The sequence below is a fragment of the Pseudoalteromonas sp. SG43-7 genome (assembly GCF_014164295.1).
GTDB classification, from domain to species: Bacteria; Pseudomonadota; Gammaproteobacteria; order Enterobacterales; family Alteromonadaceae; genus Pseudoalteromonas; species Pseudoalteromonas rhizosphaerae.
In genome coordinates this window covers 80,215-106,221 of the sequence record NZ_JACJEY010000009.1, presented here as the reverse complement: position 1 = coordinate 106,221, position 26,007 = coordinate 80,215, and the positions used below count along the sequence as shown (strand labels likewise).

Genomic DNA, 26,007 nt, shown 5'->3' with positions numbered 1-26,007 from the left:
TATTGCGTATTTTTAGGTTATGGTTAACAAAAGATTGCTCACATGCAGTCAATTGCACCGCGACCGTTTAAAAGGATATCGATTATGACACTCTCTCACAGCCAATTTGGATTAACCGTAGATAACCAATTAGCCGATTTTGTTAACCAGCAACTGCTACCCGGTACAGGTATTAGCGAACAACACTTTTGGCAAGGATTTGCTGAAATTATTGATGACCTTAGTCCGCTTAACCGTGCATTATTAGTCAAGCGTGAAGACCTACAACACCAAATTGATAGCTATCACCTAGCAAATAAACACTGGGATGCAGCGCAATACCAACAGTTTTTAACTGACATTGGTTATTTAGTCCCTGAGCCCGATAATTTTTGCATTGAGACAGAAAATGTTGAGCCTGAAATAGCCCGCACAGCTGGCCCTCAGCTGGTTGTGCCAGTAAGTAATGCACGCTTTGCACTTAATGCCGCTAACGCACGCTGGGGGTCGTTATACGATGCCTTATACGGCACTGATGTACTTAGCGAAGAAGATGGCGCTGAAAAAGGCAGCAACTATAATCCTGTTCGCGGTTTTAAAGTAATGGCCTACGCAAGGCAGTTTTTAGATAAAGCGTTACCACTTGAAAATGGCTCACATATTGAAAGTACTAATTATTCGGTAGTTAATGGCCAGCTCATCATCACCTTACGTGATAGCTCACAAACAGGCTTAAAACAACCAGCGCAACTTATTGGTTTTCAAGGTGAAGCACAAAACCCCAGGGCAATTTTATTACTCAGTCATGGCCTCCATATAGAGCTACAAATAGATCATAATCATAGCATTGGTGCAGCCGACAAAGCGGGCTTAAAAGACGTCCTCCTCGAAGCTGCACTTACCACCATTATGGATTGTGAAGACTCCGTTGCCGCCGTTGACGGCGAAGATAAAGTGCAAGTTTATCAAAATTGGTTAGGCTTAATGAAAGGCACTCTCGCTGAGTCATTCACAAAAGATGGCAAAACGGTTGAGCGTACACTCGCTAAAGACCGCAGTTATTTAGGTATTGATGGGAAACCGCTAAGTCTAAAAGGGCGTAGTATGATGTTTGTGCGTAATGTTGGCCATTTAATGACAAACCCTGCGATTCAAGATAGCCAAGGCCGCGACGTATTTGAAGGTATCATGGATGCAATGATCACGGTCACTGCCGCACTGCATGACTTAAATGGCAATAGCCCGGTAAAAAATTCAACTGCAGCCAGTATCAATATCGTCAAACCGAAAATGCATGGTCCTGAAGAAGTTGCTTTTACCAATACATTATTTAGTCGTATTGAACAGCTTTTACAGTTACCCAAAAACACCATCAAAATGGGCATTATGGATGAAGAGCGCCGTACATCGGTGAACTTAAAAGCCTGTATTAATGCTGCTAAACAACGTGTGGTATTTATCAATACTGGCTTTTTAGACCGTACAGGTGATGAAATTCATACCTCAATGCAAGCAGGTGTAGTATTACCAAAAGCAGCCATTAAACAACAACCTTGGATCAATGCTTATGAAGACAGAAATGTCGATATCGGTTTGCAAACCGGGTTAAGTGGTCGCGCACAAATAGGCAAAGGTATGTGGCCAATGCCCGATAAAATGGCGTTGATGATGGAGCAAAAAATTGCCCATCCGCAAGCAGGCGCTAATACAGCCTGGGTGCCCTCCCCTACTGCAGCCACCTTACATGCTATGCACTATCATGACGTTGATGTGTTTGCCTGTCAAAAAGCGATTGCCCAGCGTCAACAAGCTAGTTTAACAGAACTATTAACTCCGCCTTTGATGGTTGATCCTAATAGTTTGAGCAAAGAAGATATTCAGGCAGAGCTGGATAACAATGCTCAAGGTATTTTAGGTTATGTAGTACGTTGGATTGATCAAGGTGTAGGCTGTTCTAAAGTGCCTGACATTAACCATATAGGATTAATGGAAGATAGGGCTACACTGCGTATTTCAAGCCAACATATGGCTAACTGGTTGCAGCATGGGGTATGCACGCAAGCACAAATAGAAACTACTATGGCGAAAATGGCAAAAGTAGTGGATGGCCAAAATGAAGGGGATCCGGCTTATGTTAATATGGCTGATTCAGTGCAAAGCTTAGCACAAAGTATTGCATATCAAGCGGCATTAGCCCTTGTATTAGAAGGAGTTAAACAACCCAGTGGTTATACTGAACCATTGTTGCATGCGTTTCGTATAAAATATAAAGCGCAACAATAACTCCCCTTCGAGTTTGTTAGTGTCATATTGCCAGCCCTCGGGCTGGTTTTTTTTGCTTAAATTATCCTTTAACCATAACTTTGCTGAATAATCAGCATTCAGAAAAATAAGCCATCAACAACAAAAAAGCACATTCCAGCAATGAAATGCGCTTTTGTATCTTCTCGAAACTAGTGTTACTACTGGCTAAATTTATAACTTCAGCCTAATTCACTACCGTGGCGTTATGATAAACGTTTTGTACGTCGTCACAATCTTCCAACATTGCAATAAATTTATCAAAATTAGCGATAACATCGGCATCAGTAATTTCTATATGCACTTGTGGCACGAAGGTGATTTCGTCAACTTCAAAAATAATACCTGCAAACGCCTCTTCTAATGCTGTTTTTGCTTTGTAATATTCGGTATGTGGAGCAAAAACCGATACTTTGCCATCTTCAACTTCTACATCGGTTACATCAACATCAGCCATCATTAAAGCTTCAAGTACCACTTCATCATCGTCACCACTAAAACCAAGTACAGCTAAATGATCAAACATATGTGCTACACAGCCTGGTGTACCTATTTTTGAGTCAGTTTTAGTAAACGGTAAGCGAACATCTTTAATAGTACGATTTGGGTTATCTGTTAAACAGTCAACAATCACCATACAGTTACCTGGGCCATAGCCTTCGTAACGGGCTGTTGCATAATCTTCACCAGCTCCGCCAGCAGCTTTCTCTATCGCTTTTTCGATGACATGTGCTGGTACTTGATCTCGCTTCGCGCGTTCGATTAAGCGTTTTAGCGACTGGTTTACTTCTGGATCAGGTTCACCATTTTTTGCTGCTACGTAAATTTCTTTACCGTACTTAGAATTAACTTTGGTTTTAGCATTGGCTGTTTTCGCCATGGAGCTTTTACGTACTTCAAATGCTCTGCCCATCTTATGCCTCTATTGGAAACTCGATATTGGCAACATTTTAACAATTTGCGCAGTATTGAGCTAGTGATTAAATGACTGCAAAATCACAATTATGACATTTCGCTTAACAGTACTTACGCTTATAAAAGTTAAACAACACGCTATTTAACATAACACTAAAATTCTACTTAAACTGAAGCATTTATAAGTCGAGATTGTCGTGTTTGCCCTAAATTATTTATTAACTTAGGCAATTCAGAAAAATGGTGCAGAATATAATCAGCTTGTTCTGCATATGCAGGAACATCACTCGGTGCATATAAACAAGCACGCATATTGGCATTATGTGCAGCCTGGATATCATAAAGATAATCACCAACATAAAGTATATGTTGCTGATCTATTCCCCATAACGTTGCAATTGCATTCAAAGCACTCGGATCTGGCTTAGGGGGGGCATCACTACGCGTGAGTACAGTTTGAATTGGCAACGGATTATTTTTTAATTTCAGCGCAGTAGCGCGGTCGTAATTACGTGTCACGATTGCCATTGGTATTGCTTGCTCTTTTAAACGCGCGATAGCTTGCGCTACACCGGGTAACAACGTTGCATGTTGAGCATCAATAAGCTCATGCTGATGGACAATATTCATTGCTTCCTCACGCATGTAAGGAGACGGAAGGCCATCAATAAAACTAAGTAGATCATGCTCGTCAGGGCAACCGACTTGAGCTTTGATAAGAGTAAAATCAAGTTCAGATGATACTAAGGTGCCATCTAAATCAAAAATAACCCCAGCTACTGTACTTTGATACGTATTCATACCACTCCTTGTATATGATTTGATTTTCATCCAAATTACTTACTTTAAGATAGTTTACGCAATTAGATATGAAAAGGAACATATTCGTATTTAATATAAAAATTAATAAAAAACGCGCACAAAACTACTGTGCGCGTCGGTTGGGGGACTTTTAAATTTGCCTACTTTGTTTGGTCTACCGCTGTATTAGCTGGTTCAAAGCGCGCTTCTAGCCAAGTGTCATCTTGGGTAAAGTGCAGTGTTTTCACTTTGCCTTTACCTTCAACATTAACCATATTCACTTGCGCAGGCCATAAATCGCGCAGCGCGCCGTGACTCATACGGATACCTTTAATATCCTTTGGGATCGGTGCTTCTTGATAAACCCAAAAAAACTTACCATCAACTTGCGCACCCACTTCCTTCAGCACTAGCGGCTCACCATCGAGTGTTTGTAAAGCAACATGTGATTCGATGTAATCTACAAAGCGTTGTTGATCTTCTTTATTACTAATAATATCTGCACCACCGGCAAATAAATGCTCCACAGCATGCTCGGTATCATGTAAATAAAAACGATGCATTAGCTCAATATTACTAGTACGTTTATTAAATAAAACTGTAGTTACTGATGCTTTAAGTTGATGCGCCATCGCTGGCATAGCAACTATAAAAGCAAGAATAATAAGCATAAAACGCATTATTCTTGCTCCTTATCGCTGTCTTTTTCGTCACCTGTTTTTAGCTCAGTTTTAATATCGTGCATGATATCGCGGCTGACTTTGGCTTTACTTTGCTCTTTTTTATACACTTCAATACGTGAAGGGATAATACGACGAGGGTAGTTATTATTTTCAACATCTACGTCTGCAGTTTCCCAACGAGGATCAACCGTTACTGATACCAAAGGCTTGTTCTTATCAGTAATAATAAGTTTTTGCACATGTTTGTGGTTGCGACGCCAGATTTCGGCAGGGATCATACGATCTTCTTTAGTACCATCTTCATAGCTAAGCTCAAGTAAAATTGGCATTACTAGGCCGCCTAAATTCGAAAATTCAAGCACGTAATAGTTTTTATCTTCTGCAACTGCGCGATCGAGTACTTTACGCTCCCATGGCTCTAAGCCTTTTAAGAATTTATTATACGAGTTGCGCTCTTTGTTAGTAACAGTGAAGCGGTCGTTTTCATCGTAGAAATCAGTTACGTCGGAGTTTTCTTCAACCCATAGCTTTTTAGCTTCAGCCTTATTACGTTCCACAAATAGTGGCATAGGTTTAGCCGCTTCAATATCACGTAGGCGATTAAAATCTATATCAGGGTTTTTAGTATCTAAACGTAATTGATAGACTTTATCGAGCGAGATATCAACATGATCAGTGCTATAGAACCAGCCACGCCAGAACCAATCTAAATCAACACCTGATGCTTCTTCCATGGTACGGAAAAAATCAGCAGGGGTAGGGCGCTTGTACTTCCAACGCTGGGCGTACTCTTTAAACGCAAAATCAAACAACTCACGGCCTAAAATCACTTCACGCAAAATATTCAGTGCGGCCGCAGGTTTGGTATAAGCATTAGGCCCTAAACGCAGCACGCTGTCTGACTGAGTCATTACCGGCACTTGATTTTCAGACTTCATGTAGGCAACAACGTCACGTGGTTCAACCCCCCATGGAATAGTTGGATCCCATTCACGCCCAGCAACACCATCTAAAAAGCTGTTTAAACCTTCATCCATCCAAGTCCATTGGCGCTCATCAGAGTTCACCACCATAGGAAAATAAATATGACCAACCTCGTGGATCACCACGCCAATTAAAAAGCGCTTTTCAGCTTGTGAATAAGTACGCGAACCGTCATCCTGTAACTCAGTTCGAGGGCCATTAAATGTGATCATTGGATATTCCATACCGCCTACTGGACCATTGACTGACTGCGCAACAGGGTATGGATAATCAAATGAAAAGCGTGAATAAACTTCCATTGTATGTACGATTGCTTCGGTCGAATACTTCTTCCATAGATCGCCACCTTCTTTGGGGAAAAATGACATAGCCATCACTAATGGCTGATCATTACCGCCTTGTTGATAACCTTTTGCATCCCACATAAATTTACGCGACGACGCCCATGCAAAGTCACGCACATTTTCAGCTTTAAAGTGCCATGTTTTGGTCTTGTCTGTGCCTTCTTTTTCATTTTCTAAGGCTTCATCTTCAGTAACGATAAATACTGGGCGCTTTGTATTTTTGGCTTGTTCTAAACGGTTTCGCTGAGTACGGGTCAGCACGCTACTAGCATTATCAAGCTTACCCGTTGCAGAGACGATATGATCGGCAGGAACAGTGATCTCAACATCATAATCACCAAATTCTAGCGTAAACTCTCCACTGCCTAAAAAGGCTTTATTAGTCCATGCTTCGTAATCTGTATAAGCAGCTAAACGCGGAAACCATTGAGCAAGTAAGAATATGTCGTTGCCATCTTTTTCAAAATGCTCGTAACCAGAGCGAGCGCCAACGGCATCTTCTTCAACGATGTTAAAAGCAAAGTCCATGCTGAATTCAGTGTCTTTGCCTGGTTTCAGTGGTTCATTTAAGTCAATACGCATTAGTGTATCAACAACTGTGACTTTTAATTCTTTACCGTTATCATCTTTAACATTAGCAATTGTAAAGCCAAGTTCATTGTCACTCATAAATTGTTGACGACGTAACTGACTTAAACTTAATTTAGTTGCTTTTGGTTGTGGATCTCCCTGTAGGGCAGAGCCGTTAAATGTAGCAGTACGTTCTGCAATAGAGTCGCTTTTAAAAATATTTTGATCGAGTTGCAACCATAAATACTTGAGTGTGTGCGGTGAATTATTTTTATACTCTATGGTTTGACTTGCTGTTAAGCGACGTGCATTTTCATCAAGCTTTACATCGATGTCGTAATTAACATGCTGCTGCCAATATTTTTCACCAGGCTCACCTGCTGCACTACGATAAACATTCGGTGTAGGCAGCACTTCATCAAGTTGGCGAAACTTATCAACATAACTGCCTTTTGTTTGCTCAACTGCAGAAGCCATAACAGTACTTGAGAGAGCTAACGGTAAAAATATAGCCCCTAAAGTTACAACTGCTTTTTTCATAATTAATCCTGTTAATTTTTCGTAAGCATACTTTGTCAAAATAGTGAGATATATTCAATGAAATAGCGATAAACCGCCGCATTTATAGGGTAAAAAATAACTTATTCTTAAATACTGATGATTAACAACAAGGCAATTATTGTAAAGGGGGTTTACAGCAACTTTTGTACGAAATTCAGGCTTAATTAATGCAAGTCAATTACAGTTAGCTTTACAGTTTGTAAACACGTTAACCTAAACGATGAGTAGTAAACCCTCTTACCATAGTATCGAATAAGTTAGCTGACAGCTTGCAGGGGTAACCGATGAAATTTTACATTGTAAAAAAAGATAATAGTGTTGCGGCAATTCCAGCTCAGACTAAGCAACTAAATGAATATCAAAAGCGGGGCTTTAAGTTTGTTGAAGTCGTTGCGGCTTGCGATAAAAACGACGCACTCGCTCGCTTTCCAAAACATAGTAAAAAACGTAAAAAGTGGCTTGTTTTATGCAGTAGTTTGTTGGTTATAAGCATAACTTTTAGCTTAATTTCGGCTATTTTTGTATTAATGGCTAAATAATGAATTCTTTAGTTGACCTTTATAGTCATTTGTATTTAAAATCGCCCACTTTTTTGATTTGAGGGGGTTAAAAGCATCGCTTTTCTCCTCAAAAGTGTTTCAACATACTAGTAAAATGCGGTGGGCATATGGATTTTTATATCCTAAAAAAACAACAAGAAGTAATTGCAATTCCAGCAGATGAACAAAGTTGTAAACAGTATTTAGATTCAGGTTATTTTTATATTGATAAAGTAGCTGCCTGTAACGAAACGAATGCGTTAAAAGTACTGCAGGCCAAACAAACCAAAGCTCTCAAAGTACCATTAGTGCTGGCATTGTTAGCTTTACCCATGGTGATCTTTGCTTGGTATAACCTAACAAGTTAAAGATTCAGCTTGTGCCCTTGCATCTTAATTTAGCTTGGGTATATTGACGCTCTTAACTGTTTTTTAAGAGCGTGACATGAAAGTCTTACATACCTCAGATTGGCATTTAGGCCAACAATTTTACGAACACAATCGCTGCCAAGAGCATCAGGTGTTTTTCAGTTGGCTCATAGACACGCTCATCACACAACAAATAGATCTGCTGTTAGTCGCTGGTGATATTTATCACACAGCTACCCCACCTGCTAGCAGTGAAAATCAACTCTACCAATTTATAAAAGATGCCAAAAAACACTGCCCTGCATTACAAATAGTGCTTATTGCCGGTAATCATGATTCTGCAAATCGCATAATGGCCGCCCAGCCGCTGCTTGCTCAGTTTGATACTCAGGTCGTAGGCCGTTTTGATGCGAATAGTCCAGCAGATGTGGTACTGCGTTTAAATAGCAACCCTGTAACAGCTCATATCGTTGCAATGCCATTTTTACGTGCCAGTGATGTTAGTTCACTTAGTCACACTGAAAACGGTCACGATTACGCTCAAGGCATAGCTAAGGCGTACCAGCTAAGTATTGAGCATGCGCTCATTGATAAGCCTGCAACAACGCCGCTAATAGTGATGGGGCACTTACATGCCAAGGGCGGCGATATCTCTAGTGATTCTGAGCGAAATTTGATAATTGGCGGAGAAGAATCAGTCACAGCAAACGTGTTTAGCAATCATGCTGATTACGTTGCCCTGGGCCACTTGCATAAAGCGCAAATAGTCGCAAAGTCCGAGACAATCCGCTATAGCGGTACACCAATGCCGATGTCGTTTTCAGAGCGCAACTATAAACACCAAGTATGTGTTGCTGAGTTTACAACCACCACTGATGATACGATTGCAGTGACTGTAAACCCCCTTTACATTCCTCGCCCAACAGAAGTGATTTTATTACCTGAAGGAGAGTGCGTACCTCTTGAACAATTATGCCAACAACTATCGAGCCTAGACCTAAGCCAATATAGCCAAGCTCCGTATGTAAGAGTAAAGCTTAGTGCAGGTGATACCGATACAACTTTTCGAGAGCAAATTGAAAAAGCACTAGAGAACAAAGAAGTGCGCTTTTGTGGCATAGAACGCGTTCGTCAGCAAAATAAAGAGCAGCGTTTAACTGTCTTTGAAGATTTAAGCCAAGTCGAGATGCTCAACCCGCAAATGTTATTAGAGCAAGCGTTTGCCAATAACAAAGACATGGCGGGGCAAGCTGTCCCGGATGAGCTAAAAACCCTTTTAAACGATGTAATAAGCGAACTTGCGGAGCAAGAACAACTATGAAAATAACCGCAGTACGCATCCATAACTTAGCCTCAATTGTTGACGCCGAAATCGACTTTACCAAAGCACCGTTAAGGGATGCTGGTTTATTTGCCATAACGGGCGACACCGGTGCAGGAAAAAGCACTTTTTTAGATGCGATTTGCTTAGCCCTTTATACCAAAACAGCTCGATTAAGAGGTGATAAAGGTAACTTAATAGATTTTAATGGCGACAGTATAAAGTTAAATGACCCACGTAACTTATTACGTAAGGGTAAATGGGAAGGTTTTGCCGAGGTCGATTTTTTAGGCCAAGATAAACAGCTCTATCGCGCGCGCTATACCATTCAAAGAACTCATAAAAAAATAACCGGCAAGTTAAAAGTAGCTGAGCACAGCCTCTATACTTTGCCAGACGAAACGCTAATAGCTGATAAAAGCAACACCATAAAAGAAGTCGAAAGTAAAATAGGGCTCAACTTTGAACAATTCTCGCGGGCGGTATTATTAGCGCAACATGAGTTTGCTGCATTTTTAAAGGCCACGGGTGATGAACGAGCCCAGCTTTTAGAATGCTTAACTGGCACAGATAAATTTAGCTTGATTGGTAAACGTATTTTTGAGCGCCATAAAGAACAGCTAAATAAACTCGAATTGCTCAAAGCCAGTTTAGCCAGTTATACCTTACTCACCGACGAAGAACTTGCCGCGAAAACTCAACTACTTGATGATTTAAAACAGCAAATTGAAGATACTACAAAAACCTTAGCTGGCATCGAGCAGGGTATAAACTGGTATAAGCAAGCCAATAGCTTAGAGCAAGCACTGAATCTAGCACAACAAAATCAACAACAAGCCAGTACAGCGCTTAAAGCCATTGCAACACAAAGTGAACAGGCTAAACAAGCGCAAAGTGCACTGGAAATTAAAGACAATCGCAATCGTTTTAAAAGCTTAACGGCGCAAAATAATGAACTAAATACCAAGGTAAATGATTTAAAGAGTATCGATCACGCGGCACTCATTACTGATCTTGCCAGCGCACTTGAAAAGCACAACGAGAGCTTGCAAACGGCGAAACAACAGCAAAAAAGCGCAGAACCAATCATTGCTAAAGCGCGTGAGCTCGACAATCAACTTGCGATGCAAACACAAACAATAACCAGCATTACAAGGCAAAATGAAAAAGAGCAAAAACAACTTACTCATTTACAGCAGCAATTTAAACAAAGCCAAGCAAGTCATCAACAAGCAAAAAAACATTCCGAGCAACACCAGCAATGGCTAACCCAGCATAGTCAACTTAAGCAACTAGCGAGTGATTGGAATTACTATCAGCATAGCTTTAATCAGTTTTTGCACGCTAAGCAGCAATTTGCAACAACGACTGAACAAAGTACACAGTTAGCAGCTGAGCTTATACGGCAAAACGAGCAGCTGGAAACACAAACTAAAAAACTGACGCTAAGCGAACAAACACTTTTAAGCGAACAACAAAAGCTTGATCAACTCAATAAGCAACACGGCCAATTTAATATTGAGCAATGTGATGCCAAACTTAAAAATATCGATTACTTAAAAGAGCAACGCGAGCGTTACAAACAGTTTAATCAAGAGCTAAAGCAAAGCACGCAACAACAAAGCGTTATTGCAAGCAAACTAAGTCAGGGCGAGCAAACACAAACAACGCTAACCCAGAACCTAGTAACACGAGAACAAACGCTTACACACAGTGAATACGCACTAAATCAAGCTCGCTTGCGTGCCAGCGAAAGTGTCGAACATTTACGTGCTCAACTTACGCCAAATGAACCTTGTGTGGTATGTGGAGCAACCGAACACCCATTCGCAGATCAGCAATTAACTAACTTAATCGCTGCTTTTGAAAATGACTATAAAACTGCAAAACAGCACTACGAAAATGCCCTAGCAGAGCTTCACTCGCATCAAACTCAGCATGCTGTGCTCGTTGCTGAACACACACAACACAGCCAAGCGGTACAGGCTGCACAGACTAAACAGCTTGAAATAAAACATACCATGCAAGCGGCCCGCACTGAACTTAATGACTTAACCTCAGAGCAATTGGAGGCCAGTTACATTGCGCTCAATGAACAAAAAACACAGTATTATGCAACACAAAAACAACAGCGCAACTTGCAAGAGCAGGTAAACCAACTGCAAAGTATCTTTAAAAATGAGCAGCAAGCTCAACAACAGTTACATACACGCCACCTTGAACTAAGCAATCAACAAAGCCAGCTCAATAGCAAGCTAAGTGAGCTAAGCACACAAATTAATGAGCTAACCGCGACCCTTAATTCACAATTTCAAGAGGCTCAATTTTGGCAACAACTGCAAAATAATACGCTTGATTTAACTGAGTTAAACCAGCAAGTTGAGCAATATCAGCACAACCAAGAGCAGCTTGAGCAAGCGCAAAAACAACTCGATAGCGCTGACCAACAGATGCAGCAGTTTACACCGCTGATCAGTGATGCGGAGCTGATCTTAAAAAACCTAAATGATGATTTAGCCAAAGCACAGCAACAACATAGCAGCTCGCAAAGTGAGCGCTTAGCGCTATTTAATAATGAACACATTAGTGCTGACGACTACCAAACGAAGCTAGCTGCTCAACAAGAGCAATGCCAAGCACAGCTTCAACACAGCCAAAAAGCGCACGATAACGCGATAAAGCAACGCGACGAGCACGCGATAACGCTGCAAGGCCTCGAGCAACGGCTACTTGAAAATGCGCAAGAACAAGCCGACCTCGATACTCGCTATAATCAATGGTTTGCTGAATTTAAAAGCCGCTACAGCGATACAAGCCACGAACAGGTCGCAATTTTACTAACACTAAGTAGCGATGAAATTAAAACGCATTTAAAGCAACATGAACAATTAGCGCAAGCTTTAATAGATGAAAATGCCGCGTTAAAGCAGCACAAACACGCTTACTTACAGCATCAAAACAGCAATAAACCTAAGCAAAGCCATGCTGAGCTTATTCAACAGTTAGCCAATTTAAACGATCAGCAAGCTGCGCAGCACAAAGCACAGCTTGCAACCAATACTGTACTTGAACAGCACAATCAAAACCGTCAGGCGCTGCAAGGCAAACAAACTGAATTGGCAACCTTGCAAAAACACGTCGAGCAATGGCATGTACTTAATAAAGTGTTGGGTGATGCAACGGGTAAAACCATGCGTAACTTAGCACAAACGCAAACGCTAAAAATATTATTACACTATGCAAACAGCCACTTACGAACGTTAAACAAACGCTATGAACTTACAGCTATTGAGCAAACCTTGGATATCGCCATTGTTGATAAGGACATGGCCGATGAGCAACGTTCAGTTAATACCTTATCCGGCGGCGAGTCGTTTTTAGTCTCGTTGGCACTTGCGCTGGGCCTTGCATCTTTGTCATCCAATAAAGTAAGTATTAACTCTTTGTTTATTGACGAAGGCTTTGGTACGTTAGACAGTGAAACATTAAGCATTGCCATGGATGCACTTGATTCATTACAAGCGCAGGGGCGCAAAGTGGGCGTGATCTCCCATGTATCTCAAATGACAGAACGGGTTGCTACCCAAGTTCATGTCGCCAAGAAACCTGGTGGCTATTCGACTGTTACAATTATTTAAGGAATAGTAATGCCAACATTTACACAAGACGAAGCAACGCAGTATGATTCTCGCATTCCTCGTTTAGTACCGGGGTATGAATTACTGCACAACAGTACCGCAGCGCAACTACAAGCAACGCTCGGCGATGAAGCACATATATTGGTAATAGGCGCCGGTACCGGTAAAGAAGTCGCCCTCCTTGCTGCCTTGCAGCCTAAATGGCATTTTACTGCACAAGATACCTCACAAGACATGCTCGATATCGCAAAGCAACGATTTGTTGAGCTTGGGATCAGTGAGCGGGTTACTTTACACTTAGGCTCGCCATCCGAACTTAAACAACAAGCGGATGCCGCATTATGCTTATTAGTGATGCACTTTGTGGCAGATAACGGCGATAAAAAAGCCATGTTGCAAGCAATTAGCACACAGCTAAAAGCACATGGGCAATTATATTTAGCCGATTTAATGCGTCCAGAAACACTTTTTGAGCGTGATGCCCAATTGATACTCAGCAAACAATTAGGCTTAACTGAAACAGGGGTAGAGCGCATGCAGCATAATTTTGAGCATGAGTTTTTCCCACTTGATAGAATTCGTCTTGCCGACTTACTCGATGAAACAGGCTTCAATAGTGGCAAGTTGTATTTTAAAACACTTGGCTTTAGTGGTTATGTGGCACAAAAACGCTAAACGTAAACTAATAATTTACCTTTCACAATGCTCTATTACTTCCTAGACATGCATTAAAGCATTTTTAAAACCGTTTACCCAACGCTGGTTAACGGTTTTAATATTGACACTTTATTTTTCAATATCTTACCCTAACCAAATAGATTCGTATTAGGTCTAATAAAACCACCATTACTTGGGATTGTGTATCATCCCACTAACAACAATGTACTGACACACTTAGAATCAATAATAATTTTTTCATGTGCTTTCAAGCCAAATATAAGCTTTTAACGGTTACCGTCTTATTTTTTTGTACCTATAAAGTTTGCAATAACAAAAAATAATGGTAGGCTGTAAGTTCATCTTTTACAGGACGTAACTAATGAAAAAATGGATTTTTATATTAATCTCCCTCAGTTTCAGCCCGCTATGTACTGCATCCGCTGTTTACTCCCCTTTGACACAACCGCAATTAGAACAACCTGACACAACACTATTAACTCGACTAGCTGATTTTTGTAATCGCAGAGAAAACATCACAACATCAACCGATAAAGACAGCTTCGCGAATATAATTGAATCACCAATAACAGCTGGTTTTTATCTACACTCATATAACAACACGGCAAAACAGACTGCATGGCGCAATTTTTATGAGTTGCCAGCGCGCTGTAAAACTAAAGAAAACGCCACCATTAATGCACTTTGGTGTACGGAGCATCAGCGAAAAAAACGCCAACAGTTTGAGTTACAATGGCAAACAGCGGGCAACTTACAACGTGCCGAAGTACAACCTAATGATCATGTCTATGAAATCATCCTACCCAGAAAAGGCATGCAATCGATTAGTTTAGCTACTCAAAACGTAAAGTCACTCCCCCAAACAAGCTTATTACAACATGCTTCTTCATTAATGGGGATTGTGTGTATTTGTTTGTTTATTACCGTTGTGATTTTATTTTTTAGTTGGCGACATGCTAAAAGGGTGAAGCGGTTCGTAATCTTAACTCATACAAATAAAGTAATTTATAGCAGCAAGTAACAGCCCAGAGCAGGCTGCTACTAAACGAAATAGTCTGAGCTTTGGAGAATAAACACCCCCCAGCGACAATTAATAAATTAATCGTCGGTTTTTAACTGTTTTGCACGCTCTTGTGCTGCAATTAATTTGGCTGATTTTGGCACTGTTTTTTTCGGGACAATCGTCGGCTTTTCTTTTGAATTTGGATCCCAAGTAGGGTCGAGTGATAAATTAGCAAATGGATTAGCTTTACTCTGATTTGGATCTGCTACAGATGCGCCAGATATATCATCTCTTTCATCTTGCTCTGATACACTATGCTGCTCTGCAGCTAATTCATCGTTTAATGCAGCAAGCGCCTGTGCTATTTCATCATCACTGTCAGTTACCGTTAAAGTATCAGCTTGTGGTTGAACATCTACGGTCGTTGATAGCTTAACTTCCCTCGTTTGCGAAAGGCCTGATGTGAGCACTTGGCCACTACTATTAACAGCATCCGAATGGACAATTTCATTTGCTACTTCATTCGTTGCGCAATGAATAACGTTTTCATCATCCATTTTAGGTAATTGCTCAGCTTCGCTATCGAGCTCTGTTGTGGTCGTTTGGTGTGGTTCTAAATTAGTATCAAGATCAGCTTCAACATTTATCGTCGCAGGCTTTATGACATTTTTAGGTTGTTGTGGCTTCTGACCTGGTAATGGCGCATCAGGATCAAACATACGCACTTCAGGCTCTTTAAAATCATGCTCATTTTTAAAAAGCCGCTGCGTTAACTCAACTTTTACGTTTACATCGTCTGCACTTATCACTTCAGTTTGTGGAGTTGCAATGACTACTTGCTCTGCTATAACCGCTTTTTTTGGCGCAACAGTGGATTCGCTTGCTATGGGCTCAGCCTTTGCGGGGGTTGGTTTTGATTCAGCGGCTTCTGTACTTGAAGCCTTATCAGTTGCAGGAATTAGCGGTGCAGTTTCAACTGCTGCTTTTTTGTTAGCGCGTAAGCGCAGCAGCAACATTGCAGCTAATAATAAAACTACTAACAACAATAAACTTGGCATTAATAACGAATCCGACTCAGTGCGCACTGGTTCTGGGGCTGTTACCTTTATCGTCGCAGGTTCGCTTATTATTACTGCTTCGGGTGTAGCATCAACTACATCATTGTTTTGCCCAAGCGGCTGTTCGACTGTGGTTTCTGCGCTGCTCTTTTGCTCAACTTCAATACTTTGGACATTCTCAACATTTTCAACAATTACAGACGCCTCCCTTTGAACTTCTGCTGGCTCATTTTTGGCTACTGACGAATTGCTGTCAAGGGGGTTTACAGTCGAGTTTTGCGTCTCTAATGTAGATTTTATTTTATTATCAACATGTGTTTTTGGTGCAACCACTACAGGTGCTGGTTGCGCTTGAGACGCTGCTGGAGGTGGGTTACTGCAGTTGTTTTTATAATCTTTTGCCGCATTTCGATAACTACGGCTACTTGTATTATCGCTGTATTGCTGCATTTGTTGTTTATACAAAATGCACATAGCTTCACTGTATTTAGCAAAGCTATTGAAACTAAAAGTAAATAAAATAAATAAGCAAAGTCGTAATACGTGAGCCATCATAAATCTATTAAACAAAATAACACAATAAACCCAGTTTAATAGTTGTGCGCAAATTTATCTAGCAGTGTGTTTTGCTAATCAATTACCATCAAGGTACGGTATTCATCGTAAGCAAATTGATCTGTCATGCCGCTGATATAATCTTGAATAAATCGACAGCGATAATAAAACTCATAAGCGAGTACATGATCAGGTTCTGCTTGCATCGCTTCAATGGCTTGTAAATAGCTATTTAAATGCTTTTTCGAAAGCTTTTTGAGTAACCGTGTTTCAATTAAGAAACGACCATCCCCTTTGATCACCCGTTTAAAGTCATCATGACTTAGCAGTAGTAGTGGCTTATAACAATCAAGTAATCCATTGATAATTCGATAGCCTTGTAATTCAAGTTTACCGACTTCCTTATGTGAAAACACATATTCAAACGCCACTTGTTTCAAAGTGGTGGTTATAGCGTGTAAATGACTGCGGTCTTCTAACAAGGCCTGATTAAAATCACCATGATAAACCGCTTCAATATTATCTATAAAACGTTTGGCCGCATAATTAACCAGAGGGTGGAGTAGAGTTACCCGTAAATAAATAAAAAACTCGCTATTAAAGTTATAAGGTTGCTGAGCGGCCTTATCGAGGGCATAGTTAACTGCTTTTTCAACCACGTGCTGATGTTCTGCATCGTCAATAGTAAGATTAGTTAACACTTTTTGATAATGCTGTTTGAGTTTATCGCATAATAACTCAACAGTGATGATGCCCTTTTCTACGGCATCTTCAATATCAGCTAAGCAATATGAAATATCATCCGCCGCTTCCATTATATAACTGGCGGGGTGGCGACATTGTGGCTCTATCAATAGCTCTTTTTGCAATCTTTCAACAAAGTTTTTTTCACTGTAGTAAAAGCCTACTTTTTTCATCAAATAATTTTTAGTTCGCGGTATATCTTCTTTCGCCATACTTGCCGGACGCGTGTATTTTAGAATACCAGCCGTTTGGCTATAGGTTAAATTAAGTGATAATAGTGAGTGTACAATACGGATACCTTGCGCATTACCTTCAAAGTTACAAATATCTTGTGCTAAATGTTTAAATATTAAGCCAATTCCCGTGTGTGGATCGGCGCAGCGCTGAGGGGTAAGCGTTGCTAAATTTGCGTTAAACCAGTGATTAATCGCAGCTTCACCAAAATGACCAAACGGTGGATTACCTATATCGTGCATCAAGCAGGCCATTTCAACCAGACTTTCTAGCGGCCTCTCTAATCCTGTTAGGCCATATTCAGCTTGTTGTTTGGCCGTTAAATTCGCAAAGATGCGTTGCACTATAAAACGCCCAACTTGTTGTACTTCGAGAGAGTGAGTTAACCGCGAGCGTACCGCAGCATTGCGCTCCAACGGAAACACTTGCGTTTTTTGTTGTAAGCGGCGAATTGCAGCACTATTGATGATACGGCCACGATCGCTTTCTAACGCCATCTGTAAATTAGGGGTTGAGCGCAGCTCACGCGCTGACGTTATTTTTTTGCTGAAATCGATCATAGACGCTCCTTTTATTGTCTACTTTTAATCTAACAGCTTGTTTACTAAATTAATATCCATGACTGCTGTTCGCACATAAATTTATCTATTAATAATTATCACGGTCATAAAATAGCGGTACACTGCATATTAAACATAAGCATATCGTAACGTATTTGTTTATCTTCTGATTACCAATAATGCCCAACAAAGGTAGTAATACAATGAAGCCTATTTTAAGTTTTCTGTTATTAGCATTGCTCATTTATAGCTCTTTTAGCCACGCTAAAGACGATAAAAACTCTGCAAGTAATACCGTAGTACTTGTTTCTCTTGATGGATTCCGCTGGGATTACATCGAAAAACACGGTGCTAAAAATTTAGCCGCAATAGCTAAATCGGGAGTTCGCGCAACTAAAATGCGCCCGGTATATCCGACTAAAACGTTTCCTAATCATATATCTATTATTACAGGTTTATTGCCAATTAATCATGGCGTAGTAGATAACCGCTTTTGCGATACACAAAGAAATGAATGCTATAGCATGGGAAAAGGGAAAGACGACAGCACATGGTTCAATGGCATTCCACTGTGGAATTTGGCGTCGATGCAGGGATTAAAATCAGCCGCTTATTTTTGGCCAGAATCGGATGCGCGATTTAATGGCATGCTGCCGGATTACTTTTACCATTATTCAAAACACAGTGATTATCAAAATCGTGTTGATCAAATTATTCAATGGCTAACATTGCCAGCAGCGCAGCGCCCGCAATTAGTTGTTAGTTATTTTTCACTGGTAGATAGTATGGGCCATGAATATGGGCCTGATGCTGAGCAAACCAAGCAAGCGGTAAAAGAAGTAGATGTATTAATGGGGCAATTACAGCAACGTCTTAATGAACTAGAGCAAAATGTTAACTTAGTGATTGTCTCCGATCATGGTATGAGTACCGTTGAGCCAAACCAAAGTATTGCTATCAGCAGCTTACCGAAAGACGACAAGTTTATGGTTAAAAATACCGGACCGAGAGTATTGATCTATGCTAATAAGGGCACTACAAAAGCTGAGATCACAGCATATAAACAACACTTAACGAAAGCAGCAAAAGGGCGCTATACCGTGCTAAGTGATGAACAACGTAAGCTTTATCACTATGCTAACAATGGCCGAACTGGTGATATTATTTTACAAACCACAGCACCAAGAAGTTTTGCTGATACCGGTAAAGTAAGCTATTTAGGTACCCATGGCTATGCGTATAGCGAAGATATGGCGGCAACCTTTATTGCCAATGGCCCAGCATTTAAAAATTCATTAGTAATCGATGAAGTAAATAATTTAGATATATATCCACTTATTGCCAAAGTACTGGGAATTAAAGTGCTCAATGCAATCGATGGCGATGGTGCAACACTTTGGCCTGCTTTAAACTAACTAAGCTGATCTTTGAGTAATAAATCTATCATAATTAGGTTTGGTTTAATTAAATAATAAAAAGAGCGCAAATGCGCTCAAAAGGGAAAAAACTATGTACTAAAAATAAACGCTATTTAAAGTTAGCAATACTGTCTTTAGTGGCATTTACTGTACGCCATGCAAACGACTCACCAGTTACACCATAGGGGATACCATTAACATCCCAGCTAGGGTTAGAAAAGTAATCGTATTGCGTGGCACTTCCAAACACATGAGGGTATGCCATAATACTGGCAAACTGATTTTGTACGCCATGGCCCATACCATCAACATAAACACCACCGGCGGTATCGCCTTGCTTACGAGAGTGCGCTAAGCCTTGATTGTGGCCCAATTCATGTACGAAGGTTGTTGCTCCACAATCTACCGCTGTAATGCTGTACATACTGTTACTTACTGAGCTATATAAATTGCCGTTACTGCCACTGCCAACCCACGCAATACCACACGAAATTAAGTTACTGCCAGCGCTTTGACCGGTGCCAAGTACCGCGACCATATCAGCACCCCAGCTATTGCGTAAGCCTTGAATATAGCTACTGTTAGTGACTGAATTTAACCAGCTACTTGAAGGTGTAATCGCATGATTTCCTAAGTTTTCGCTACCAACTAATCGAAGCGTAATATCAATACCATTTTGACTGTAAACCTGGTTACTAAAGGCAATATACTGGTTAATTTTAGTATTAATGTTTGCAGTGGCAGCCGCCGCTTGATCTGTATATAAAATCGCAATATCAATTGTCGCAGCGTGGCTAGTTGCTGTCATACCTAATGCACAAAATGCAGCTAAGGGAATTAGTCGTTTATTCATGTTAGTTCCTTTTTGGTTGTGTTTATTGCCTTATAAAAATTTATTTTGCTAAATTTCTATAAATTATTACCCGTAGGTTTTGGCGCAAATGGATCTTCACCATTACTTGGTTGAGGGGTTGGTTGTTTCGTTACTTGATGTTCCATATGATTTTTATAAAGATCTCGCTTTGCCGCAAGCCAACCATATTGACCTTTACTTTCAAATACATAATTACCGCTTGGTGCAGTTAATTGACCATATATAGCGTCTTCGCCAATAGTCATTACGGTGGTGTGAAATCGCCCATCAGCACCAAGCACTCGGCCAAAAATACTTTTATCACCATTGCTTGCTGCAATAATATTAGTCACCTCTGCACTAAAAGTTTCAGCAGTTTGTGGAATAGCTAGATCAAAATTATCACCTTGCTTGAGCTTTCTGAGCGCCACTAAATCGAACTCGATATAAGCTTCGTTATGTAAATCTGTAGGCAACAATCCTGAGGCTTTGAGAACTTGCTCTGCTTTCTCTGAGAGACGATTAATAGCATCAAATTCATCATACGTTTGATCTACTACAGCTGGCTGTGTAGCTGACACACTTGGCAACGATATATCAGCTGATACTTTAGCGGCTAGCTTCTTAGGCGCTATACCCGATAACTGAACGTCACTCGCAGCAACCGAATGGGTGACATTGCTTTCTTTGTAGATAACAAACTCATATAGCAAAAAAGCGCTGATCGGAACGACAATTATAAATGCAATAGCCCTTTTCATTTGTCTCTCTTTTAGATCTAAAAGTTAATATATTGTTATTTTTACATCAGAGTAAATTAAAGCGCAAGCATAAATTTGTTACCGAAAATAAAAACAGTCTTTTTAAATATTTATCATATTAATCTTATGGTTAATAATTTCATCAAACAAAACCTATTAAAAGCTAACTTTCACCCTCATAACACAACCTTTTAAGTTAACATTAACTTATCAATTATACCTTTTACAGTTACATACTTTATTGCAATAAAAAAACACCGACTATTGATTAACCAAAATGAGATCTGAAAAATAATATTATCGTGACGATAAAATTTATTTGTTTTACTGCACATCAGATGAACCTCATACTCCGCGTCTTTTGCCGCAGACTCTCATCATCATAAGTGACTGTGAACATCTATAACGTAGTGAGCCTATTTTTTCTGTGAGCTGCGGATCAATACTCAAGAGGAAATACCATGCGTGGCTGGATCATTTATAAAGACAGTGCTGGATTACTAAAACAAGAGACCTACGAAGTAGAGCGTTTACTGGCCGCAGCAAAAGAAGAAGGTATCGATTTACAAGTTTTCTCTCCCGATCAATTTGATTTAACTATCACCCGCGAAGATGGCAAAAGCATTCTAATTGACGGTGTAACCACAACTTTGCCTGACTTTGTTATTCCTCGCATGGGCGCCAGCACCACCTATTTTGCACTAGCAATTATTCGCCATCTCGAGCGACTAGGGGTGTACTGCGTTAATAGCTCACAATCAATTGAGACGGTAAAAGATAAACTGTTTGCACAGCAAATTTTAGCTGAGCGTAACTTACCTACACCAAATACTATGCTGGTAAAATTTCCAGTAAATATCGACTTAGTAGATAGGCAAATAGGCTTTCCAGTGGTGATTAAAACACTTTCAGGCTCGCAGGGCAGTGGCGTATTTTTATCAAAGTCAAAAAGCGAATTTGACGATTTAATGCAATTAATTGAAGCCGCCAACCCGCAAGCTAATATCATCTTGCAACAGTTTGTTAAATCTAGCCACGGTCGTGATTTGCGAGTACTCACTATTGGTGGCCGTGCTGTCGCATGTATGGAGCGAAACTCTGGCGGTAAAAACTTTAAAGCGAACGTGAGTGCAGGTGGCACTGGTAAACCGCACCCAATTACTCCAGAGATTGAATGGTTAGCTACACAAACAGCTAATGTACTCAATTTAGACGTTGCTGGTATTGATTTATTATTTGATGATAATCACTTTAAAATTTGCGAAGCAAATTCAAGCCCTGGATTTGAAGGCTTAGAAGCTGCACTGGGGATCAATGTGGCTCGTGAAATCTTGCATTTTATTCGCATTCGCTTGGGTATTTTTGACCGCCCAGAGAATTTAAGCTTAGCCTTGGATGAAGACAGTAAAGCAGCGATGGAACAGCCAACTCCAAGCCCCAAATTAAGCGCTGTAGTACAGTAAAATTTTAGTCGTAAATAACGACTATTGCTTTGTATACTAAGCTGTCATTGGTGACGTGTGAAAACTGTTACACCGTCGCCATTACAAATCTAACACTTTATCACTACCTCAGAACATCAATACTTTCTCCAACCAGTAAGACCTTAGTCATAAGTAACCTTGAAAGATAAACACGCCCTAGCATCAAAGTAATATTTGTGTATAAATAGAACGATTGAATTCAACGATTTAGGAACCACATGCAACTATCAAATCAACTATTAAACCGTTTAACTGCGGGCTTAGTTGCGGTGATCATCGGTTTTACCAGCTCTATCGCACTTATTTACCAAGTCGTTATTGTGCTAGGTGGCACAGCGGAGCTCGTTGCAAGTTGGGTACTTATGTTAGGTCTTGCGATGGGTGTCACTTCAATTGGCTTATCGTACTACTATAAAATCCCAATTTTAATTGCCTGGTCAACAACCGGTGCCGCTTTACTCATTACCAGTGCCCAAGGTTATAGTTTAAATCAAGCTGTAGGCGCATTTATGTTCAGTGCTTTACTGGTATTTATTTCAGGGATCACTGGCTGGTTTGAAAAAATAATGCAACGTATCCCGAGTCAAATTGCCTGTGCAATGCTTGGCGGTGTTTTAGTGACTTTTGGCATAGATGTATTTAACTTTATGGGTGAAAAACCATTGCTAATTGGTGCGATGGTGCTGGTTTATTTAGTCTGTAAGCGTTTAATGCCACGTTTTTCAATGCTTATAGTACTGATTGCCGGGTTTGTAATGGCAGGCGTTACAGGACAAATAGATACCAGCAGTTGGCAATGGAAAATGAGCGAGTTTGCGTTTATCGCTCCTGAATTTAATTTACAAGCGATGATCAGCGTAGGTATTCCGCTTTATATCGTCACTATGACTTCACAAAACTTGCCAGGCATTGCAGTGTTAAAAGCACATAATTACCCAGCCCCCATCTCTGCAGCGCTCAATGTCACTGGTTTTAGTAATATCCTTATTGCCCCCTTTGGTGGTTACGCCATTAATTTAGCAGCTATTACTGCGGCAATTTGCATGAGTGAAGATGCCGACAGCGACCCTAAAAAGCGTTACTGGGCAAGTATCGCGGGCGGTGGCTTTTATATCCTGATGGCGATTGGAGCAGCGACTCTAGTGGGTTTAGTGGCAAGTTTGCCACAAGCACTTATTTTAGCCTTGGCGGGGATTGCTTTATTCACCACCATTGCCTCGAGCTTACAGCAAGCTTTGTCTGATAGTTACTACACTGAAGCGGCAATGATCACTTTTTTGGTCACCGCCTCTGATCTTACTTTATTTTCTATTGGCTCGGCATTTTGGGGGATATTGTTAGGCGCGCTGACTTTATGGTTGATCCCGCGAAAATAACACTCGCAATAAATCAGCTTAACGCATCGTTGAGTAGCGATTGTGTTAATTAGTGGTTTATAAACTCACGCCTAAAGTGATCATTATTTAAACACTGTTAGTATAACAAAGTAATAACCGCCCTAGTGCATAAGGAACTGACTAAGGCGGTTATTATATTAGTCGAAAGTATGATGACGGGTGACACTAAACCGGTTAAGAATATGATGCATAATATACACCGCACATAAACTCACGATTATCGCAACCGATACAGACGAAAACCGATAAAGCGCACTGTAAACCAAGTCTTGCCCAGGTCCGAGAGACTGACCAAATAAAATTCCAAATGTGGTAATAACCCCAAATCCAACACCAGGGATACCGCCACCTAAAATATGATAACGGCTAAATATAAAGGTTAAAACCCACAAGATCAGCGCCGGAAAAATCAGAATATCGGTGTGATTATACAAAAACAGCTGCGATACTAACGCTAAATTACAACCAATTAATGTGCCAATTGCTCGTTGCCAACCAGCCATGCCAGCGGCTTTCCAGCACAATGGAAACAAAATTAAGATCGATGCCGCTTGTGCTGAAATTGAATCTTGTAAATCAAATACCTGAAAAATCACAAACGACAGTGTAGCAACCGTAGCGCACAACAGTACTTCGTGGCGAATACTCTCTTTTGCTTTTGTTGGCATCACCCGACCTTGGCGTGGTGCAACATCAGGAAATACAAAGTGCATTAATACCGCCGCTAACACGGTCACTACGACTGCTAAACCATTGCTGATGATCAACGGATAAATACTTGTGCCATTACCAACATAACTAGAAAAGTGCAGTTGAATAGATAAACTAACGACACTTAAAGCACCAAACAAAAAGTTAGCACCGCAGCTCATTTGATAAAACAAAAATGCAAACGCTAAAAAGCACAGCAAGGTCATCGCCACTGGTAAATGAGAAAATAACCCCTGTACTATTAATACAAATAACCCACTAAATGCCGCGCTGGCAAAAAACTGACGAATGATATGTGCATTTAAAATCGGCACTAATCCTAATATCAACATAGGATAAACGGTGAAGAAAATACCATTTGGCCAATTCATCAATTTACATAAACTAAATCCCAACGCGCTGCCGCCAGCGATACGCAACGCTTGCCGAAGGCCATTCTGGTCTAGTTTTACAGGGACTGATGCAGACATAATAAAGCCTTATTAGTAAATGTAATGCAGTAAACTGATAAAGCGAATTTGCATGACACCAAACCATTGCCCAATTACTGACTCAGGCAGTAGCTGCACTGTTGCACGAGCACCACTAGGTAGTTTACTTAATAGCTGTGCTTGCTCTAAATCAATGTGAATACGTTGGCGCTGCGCATCACGAACCCAGCGATTACTGCTTTCAGTACTGCTTAATAAGCCATTAGCATTGAGCTGCCCATTACTTACGCCAGCTTCAAAAGAATTCACTGTAGCAGCAAATACTTGGCCTGGCAGAGCATCAAACGTTACTTTTGCTTTGCTGCCCACTTTAATATTAACTAACGACTTTTCACGAAAATCAGCCACTAAATCAGCTTTATTGGCCACAACAGCTAACATCGGTTGACCTTTATTAGCAAATGTTCCGGTGCTTACTTGCAAGTTTGCGACTTTACCATCAGCATCAGCAGTCACTATGCTGTATGATAAATTGAGTTTCGCTTGTGCCAGTTGGTTTTGCGCATGGCGTAATGCTAGGTTGTCTTCGCCTAATTGCCCTCGTGCCAGTTTTGCCTCGGTTAACTGTGCTTCAATAGCTGCGACATTCGCTTTACTTGATTGATAATTAGCGCTAATTGTTTCGTACTCTTGCTCCGAGATAGACCGTTTTTTCAATAACGATTCACTGCGATCAAATAACAACTGTTGCTCATGCAGCTTGGCATTTCCAGCGGCTAGCTGAGCCTGTATCGCTTTAACACTGCTGTCTAAGCGCTGGTTTTGCAACTGCGCATCAGCATAAGCCAGTTGTGCTTGCTCTAGTGCTAATTTAAAAGGAGCTGCTTCTATTAAAAATAGCGCTTCACCCGTTTTAATCGCTTGATTATTATTCACCAATACTTGGTTCACGCGGCCACTCACTTGTGGCGTTACTTGCACTACAGGGTGATATACGCGCGCTTGCGGAGTAACCGGTAAAAACATATCGGCAACGACAAAGTAAGCGAACAATAAAATAAACCCAACTAATGATATTTTTACATAGCGGGCAAATTTTTGATCCGGTGTCATGAA

Annotated in this window: 20 protein-coding genes; 10 read left to right on the top strand and 10 right to left on the bottom strand. The window is 40.6% G+C overall.

Translation table 11 applies throughout. From position 1 onward, the window contains the following. The first annotated feature begins 84 nt into the window (after window positions 1–84). The gene (locus H5200_RS06105) at window positions 85–2,262 is read left to right on the top strand and encodes a malate synthase G (protein ID WP_182761152.1); all 2,178 of its coding nucleotides are present in this window, start codon (window positions 85–87) and stop codon (window positions 2,260–2,262) included. Window positions 2,263–2,467: 205 nt separating this feature from the next. Here the strand turns inward: H5200_RS06105 and H5200_RS06100 are convergent, their stop codons facing one another. The 4 genes from H5200_RS06100 to H5200_RS06085 all read right to left on the bottom strand — a co-directional run bounded on the left by H5200_RS06100 (window position 2,468) and on the right by H5200_RS06085 (window position 7,117). Beyond that, window positions 2,468–3,193, bottom strand: coding sequence for a YebC/PmpR family DNA-binding transcriptional regulator (locus tag H5200_RS06100; protein WP_182761151.1), 726 nt, complete (start codon window positions 3,191–3,193; stop codon window positions 2,468–2,470). A gap of 167 nt (window positions 3,194–3,360) precedes the next feature. Next, on the bottom strand, window positions 3,361–3,996 hold the full coding sequence (locus H5200_RS06095) for an HAD family hydrolase (protein WP_182717332.1): 636 nt from the start codon (window positions 3,994–3,996) through the stop codon (window positions 3,361–3,363). Between the two features lie 161 nt (window positions 3,997–4,157). Then, a complete protein-coding gene (locus tag H5200_RS06090) occupies window positions 4,158–4,676 on the bottom strand; it encodes a DUF6702 family protein (protein ID WP_182717331.1) in 519 nt (172 codons plus the stop codon). Then, window positions 4,676–7,117 carry a M1 family metallopeptidase gene (locus tag H5200_RS06085; protein WP_149980349.1) on the bottom strand — a complete coding sequence of 814 codons (2,442 nt, stop codon included), beginning with the start codon at window positions 7,115–7,117 and terminating at the stop codon, window positions 4,676–4,678. Before H5200_RS06085 ends, H5200_RS06090 begins: the two co-directional genes overlap by 1 nt. A gap of 305 nt (window positions 7,118–7,422) precedes the next feature. On the opposite strand from H5200_RS06085, the gene H5200_RS06080 reads away from it, so the two are divergent. The 6 genes from H5200_RS06080 to H5200_RS06055 all read left to right on the top strand — a co-directional run bounded on the left by H5200_RS06080 (window position 7,423) and on the right by H5200_RS06055 (window position 14,703). Further along, window positions 7,423–7,677, top strand: a complete 255-nt coding sequence (locus H5200_RS06080) for a hypothetical protein (RefSeq protein ID WP_182761150.1) — start codon at window positions 7,423–7,425, stop codon at window positions 7,675–7,677. Between the two features lie 128 nt (window positions 7,678–7,805). Further along, the gene (locus H5200_RS06075; protein ID WP_145238872.1) at window positions 7,806–8,045 is read left to right on the top strand and encodes a hypothetical protein; all 240 of its coding nucleotides are present in this window, start codon (window positions 7,806–7,808) and stop codon (window positions 8,043–8,045) included. 76 nt (window positions 8,046–8,121) lie between these two features. Further along, window positions 8,122–9,366, top strand: a complete 1,245-nt coding sequence (locus H5200_RS06070) for an exonuclease SbcCD subunit D C-terminal domain-containing protein (protein ID WP_149980347.1) — start codon at window positions 8,122–8,124, stop codon at window positions 9,364–9,366. Next, complete coding sequence (locus tag H5200_RS06065) at window positions 9,363–13,004, top strand: AAA family ATPase (protein WP_182739344.1); 3,642 nt, start codon at window positions 9,363–9,365, stop codon at window positions 13,002–13,004. The genes H5200_RS06070 and H5200_RS06065 overlap by 4 nt, the downstream gene beginning before the upstream one ends. Window positions 13,005–13,013: 9 nt before the next feature. After that, window positions 13,014–13,679 carry a class I SAM-dependent methyltransferase gene (locus H5200_RS06060; protein WP_149980345.1) on the top strand — a complete coding sequence of 222 codons (666 nt, stop codon included), beginning with the start codon at window positions 13,014–13,016 and terminating at the stop codon, window positions 13,677–13,679. A 364-nt stretch (window positions 13,680–14,043) separates the two neighbouring features. Continuing rightward, window positions 14,044–14,703 (top strand): hypothetical protein, encoded by a 660-nt coding sequence (locus H5200_RS06055; protein ID WP_182739343.1) that lies wholly within the window; start codon window positions 14,044–14,046, stop codon window positions 14,701–14,703. Between the two features lie 77 nt (window positions 14,704–14,780). Here H5200_RS06055 and H5200_RS06050 read toward each other — a convergent pair whose 3' ends face one another. Beyond that, window positions 14,781–16,298, bottom strand: coding sequence for a hypothetical protein (locus H5200_RS06050; RefSeq protein ID WP_182761149.1), 1,518 nt, complete (start codon window positions 16,296–16,298; stop codon window positions 14,781–14,783). 74 nt (window positions 16,299–16,372) lie between these two features. Next, on the bottom strand, window positions 16,373–17,836 hold the full coding sequence (gene dgt, locus H5200_RS06045) for a dGTPase (protein WP_182739341.1): 1,464 nt from the start codon (window positions 17,834–17,836) through the stop codon (window positions 16,373–16,375). A 203-nt stretch (window positions 17,837–18,039) separates the two neighbouring features. Between dgt and H5200_RS06040 the strand changes: the two genes are divergently transcribed. Next, the gene (locus H5200_RS06040) at window positions 18,040–19,251 is read left to right on the top strand and encodes an ectonucleotide pyrophosphatase/phosphodiesterase (protein ID WP_182717323.1); all 1,212 of its coding nucleotides are present in this window, start codon (window positions 18,040–18,042) and stop codon (window positions 19,249–19,251) included. Between the two features lie 112 nt (window positions 19,252–19,363). On the opposite strand, the gene H5200_RS06035 is transcribed toward H5200_RS06040, so the two are convergent. Next, the gene (locus H5200_RS06035) at window positions 19,364–20,107 is read right to left on the bottom strand and encodes a zinc-dependent metalloprotease family protein (protein ID WP_149980340.1); all 744 of its coding nucleotides are present in this window, start codon (window positions 20,105–20,107) and stop codon (window positions 19,364–19,366) included. A gap of 56 nt (window positions 20,108–20,163) precedes the next feature. Then, window positions 20,164–20,868: a hypothetical protein gene (locus H5200_RS06030; RefSeq protein ID WP_149980339.1), complete on the bottom strand. Its 705-nt coding sequence runs from the start codon at window positions 20,866–20,868 to the stop codon at window positions 20,164–20,166. Between the two features lie 461 nt (window positions 20,869–21,329). Here H5200_RS06030 and H5200_RS06025 point away from each other — a divergent pair, with 461 nt between their 5' ends. Both H5200_RS06025 and H5200_RS06020 read left to right on the top strand, forming a co-directional pair. Continuing rightward, on the top strand, window positions 21,330–22,331 hold the full coding sequence (locus H5200_RS06025) for a RimK family alpha-L-glutamate ligase (protein ID WP_149980338.1): 1,002 nt from the start codon (window positions 21,330–21,332) through the stop codon (window positions 22,329–22,331). Window positions 22,332–22,570: 239 nt separating this feature from the next. Beyond that, window positions 22,571–23,728, top strand: a complete 1,158-nt coding sequence (locus tag H5200_RS06020; RefSeq protein WP_182717321.1) for a benzoate/H(+) symporter BenE family transporter — start codon at window positions 22,571–22,573, stop codon at window positions 23,726–23,728. A 158-nt stretch (window positions 23,729–23,886) separates the two neighbouring features. On the opposite strand, the gene H5200_RS06015 is transcribed toward H5200_RS06020, so the two are convergent. Next, window positions 23,887–24,930 carry a DUF2955 domain-containing protein gene (locus H5200_RS06015; protein ID WP_182761148.1) on the bottom strand — a complete coding sequence of 348 codons (1,044 nt, stop codon included), beginning with the start codon at window positions 24,928–24,930 and terminating at the stop codon, window positions 23,887–23,889. 12 nt (window positions 24,931–24,942) lie between these two features. Further along, entirely contained in the window at window positions 24,943–26,004 is a 1,062-nt protein-coding gene (locus H5200_RS06010) for an HlyD family secretion protein (RefSeq protein ID WP_149980335.1), read from the bottom strand. Between the last annotated feature and the right edge of the window lie 3 nt (window positions 26,005–26,007).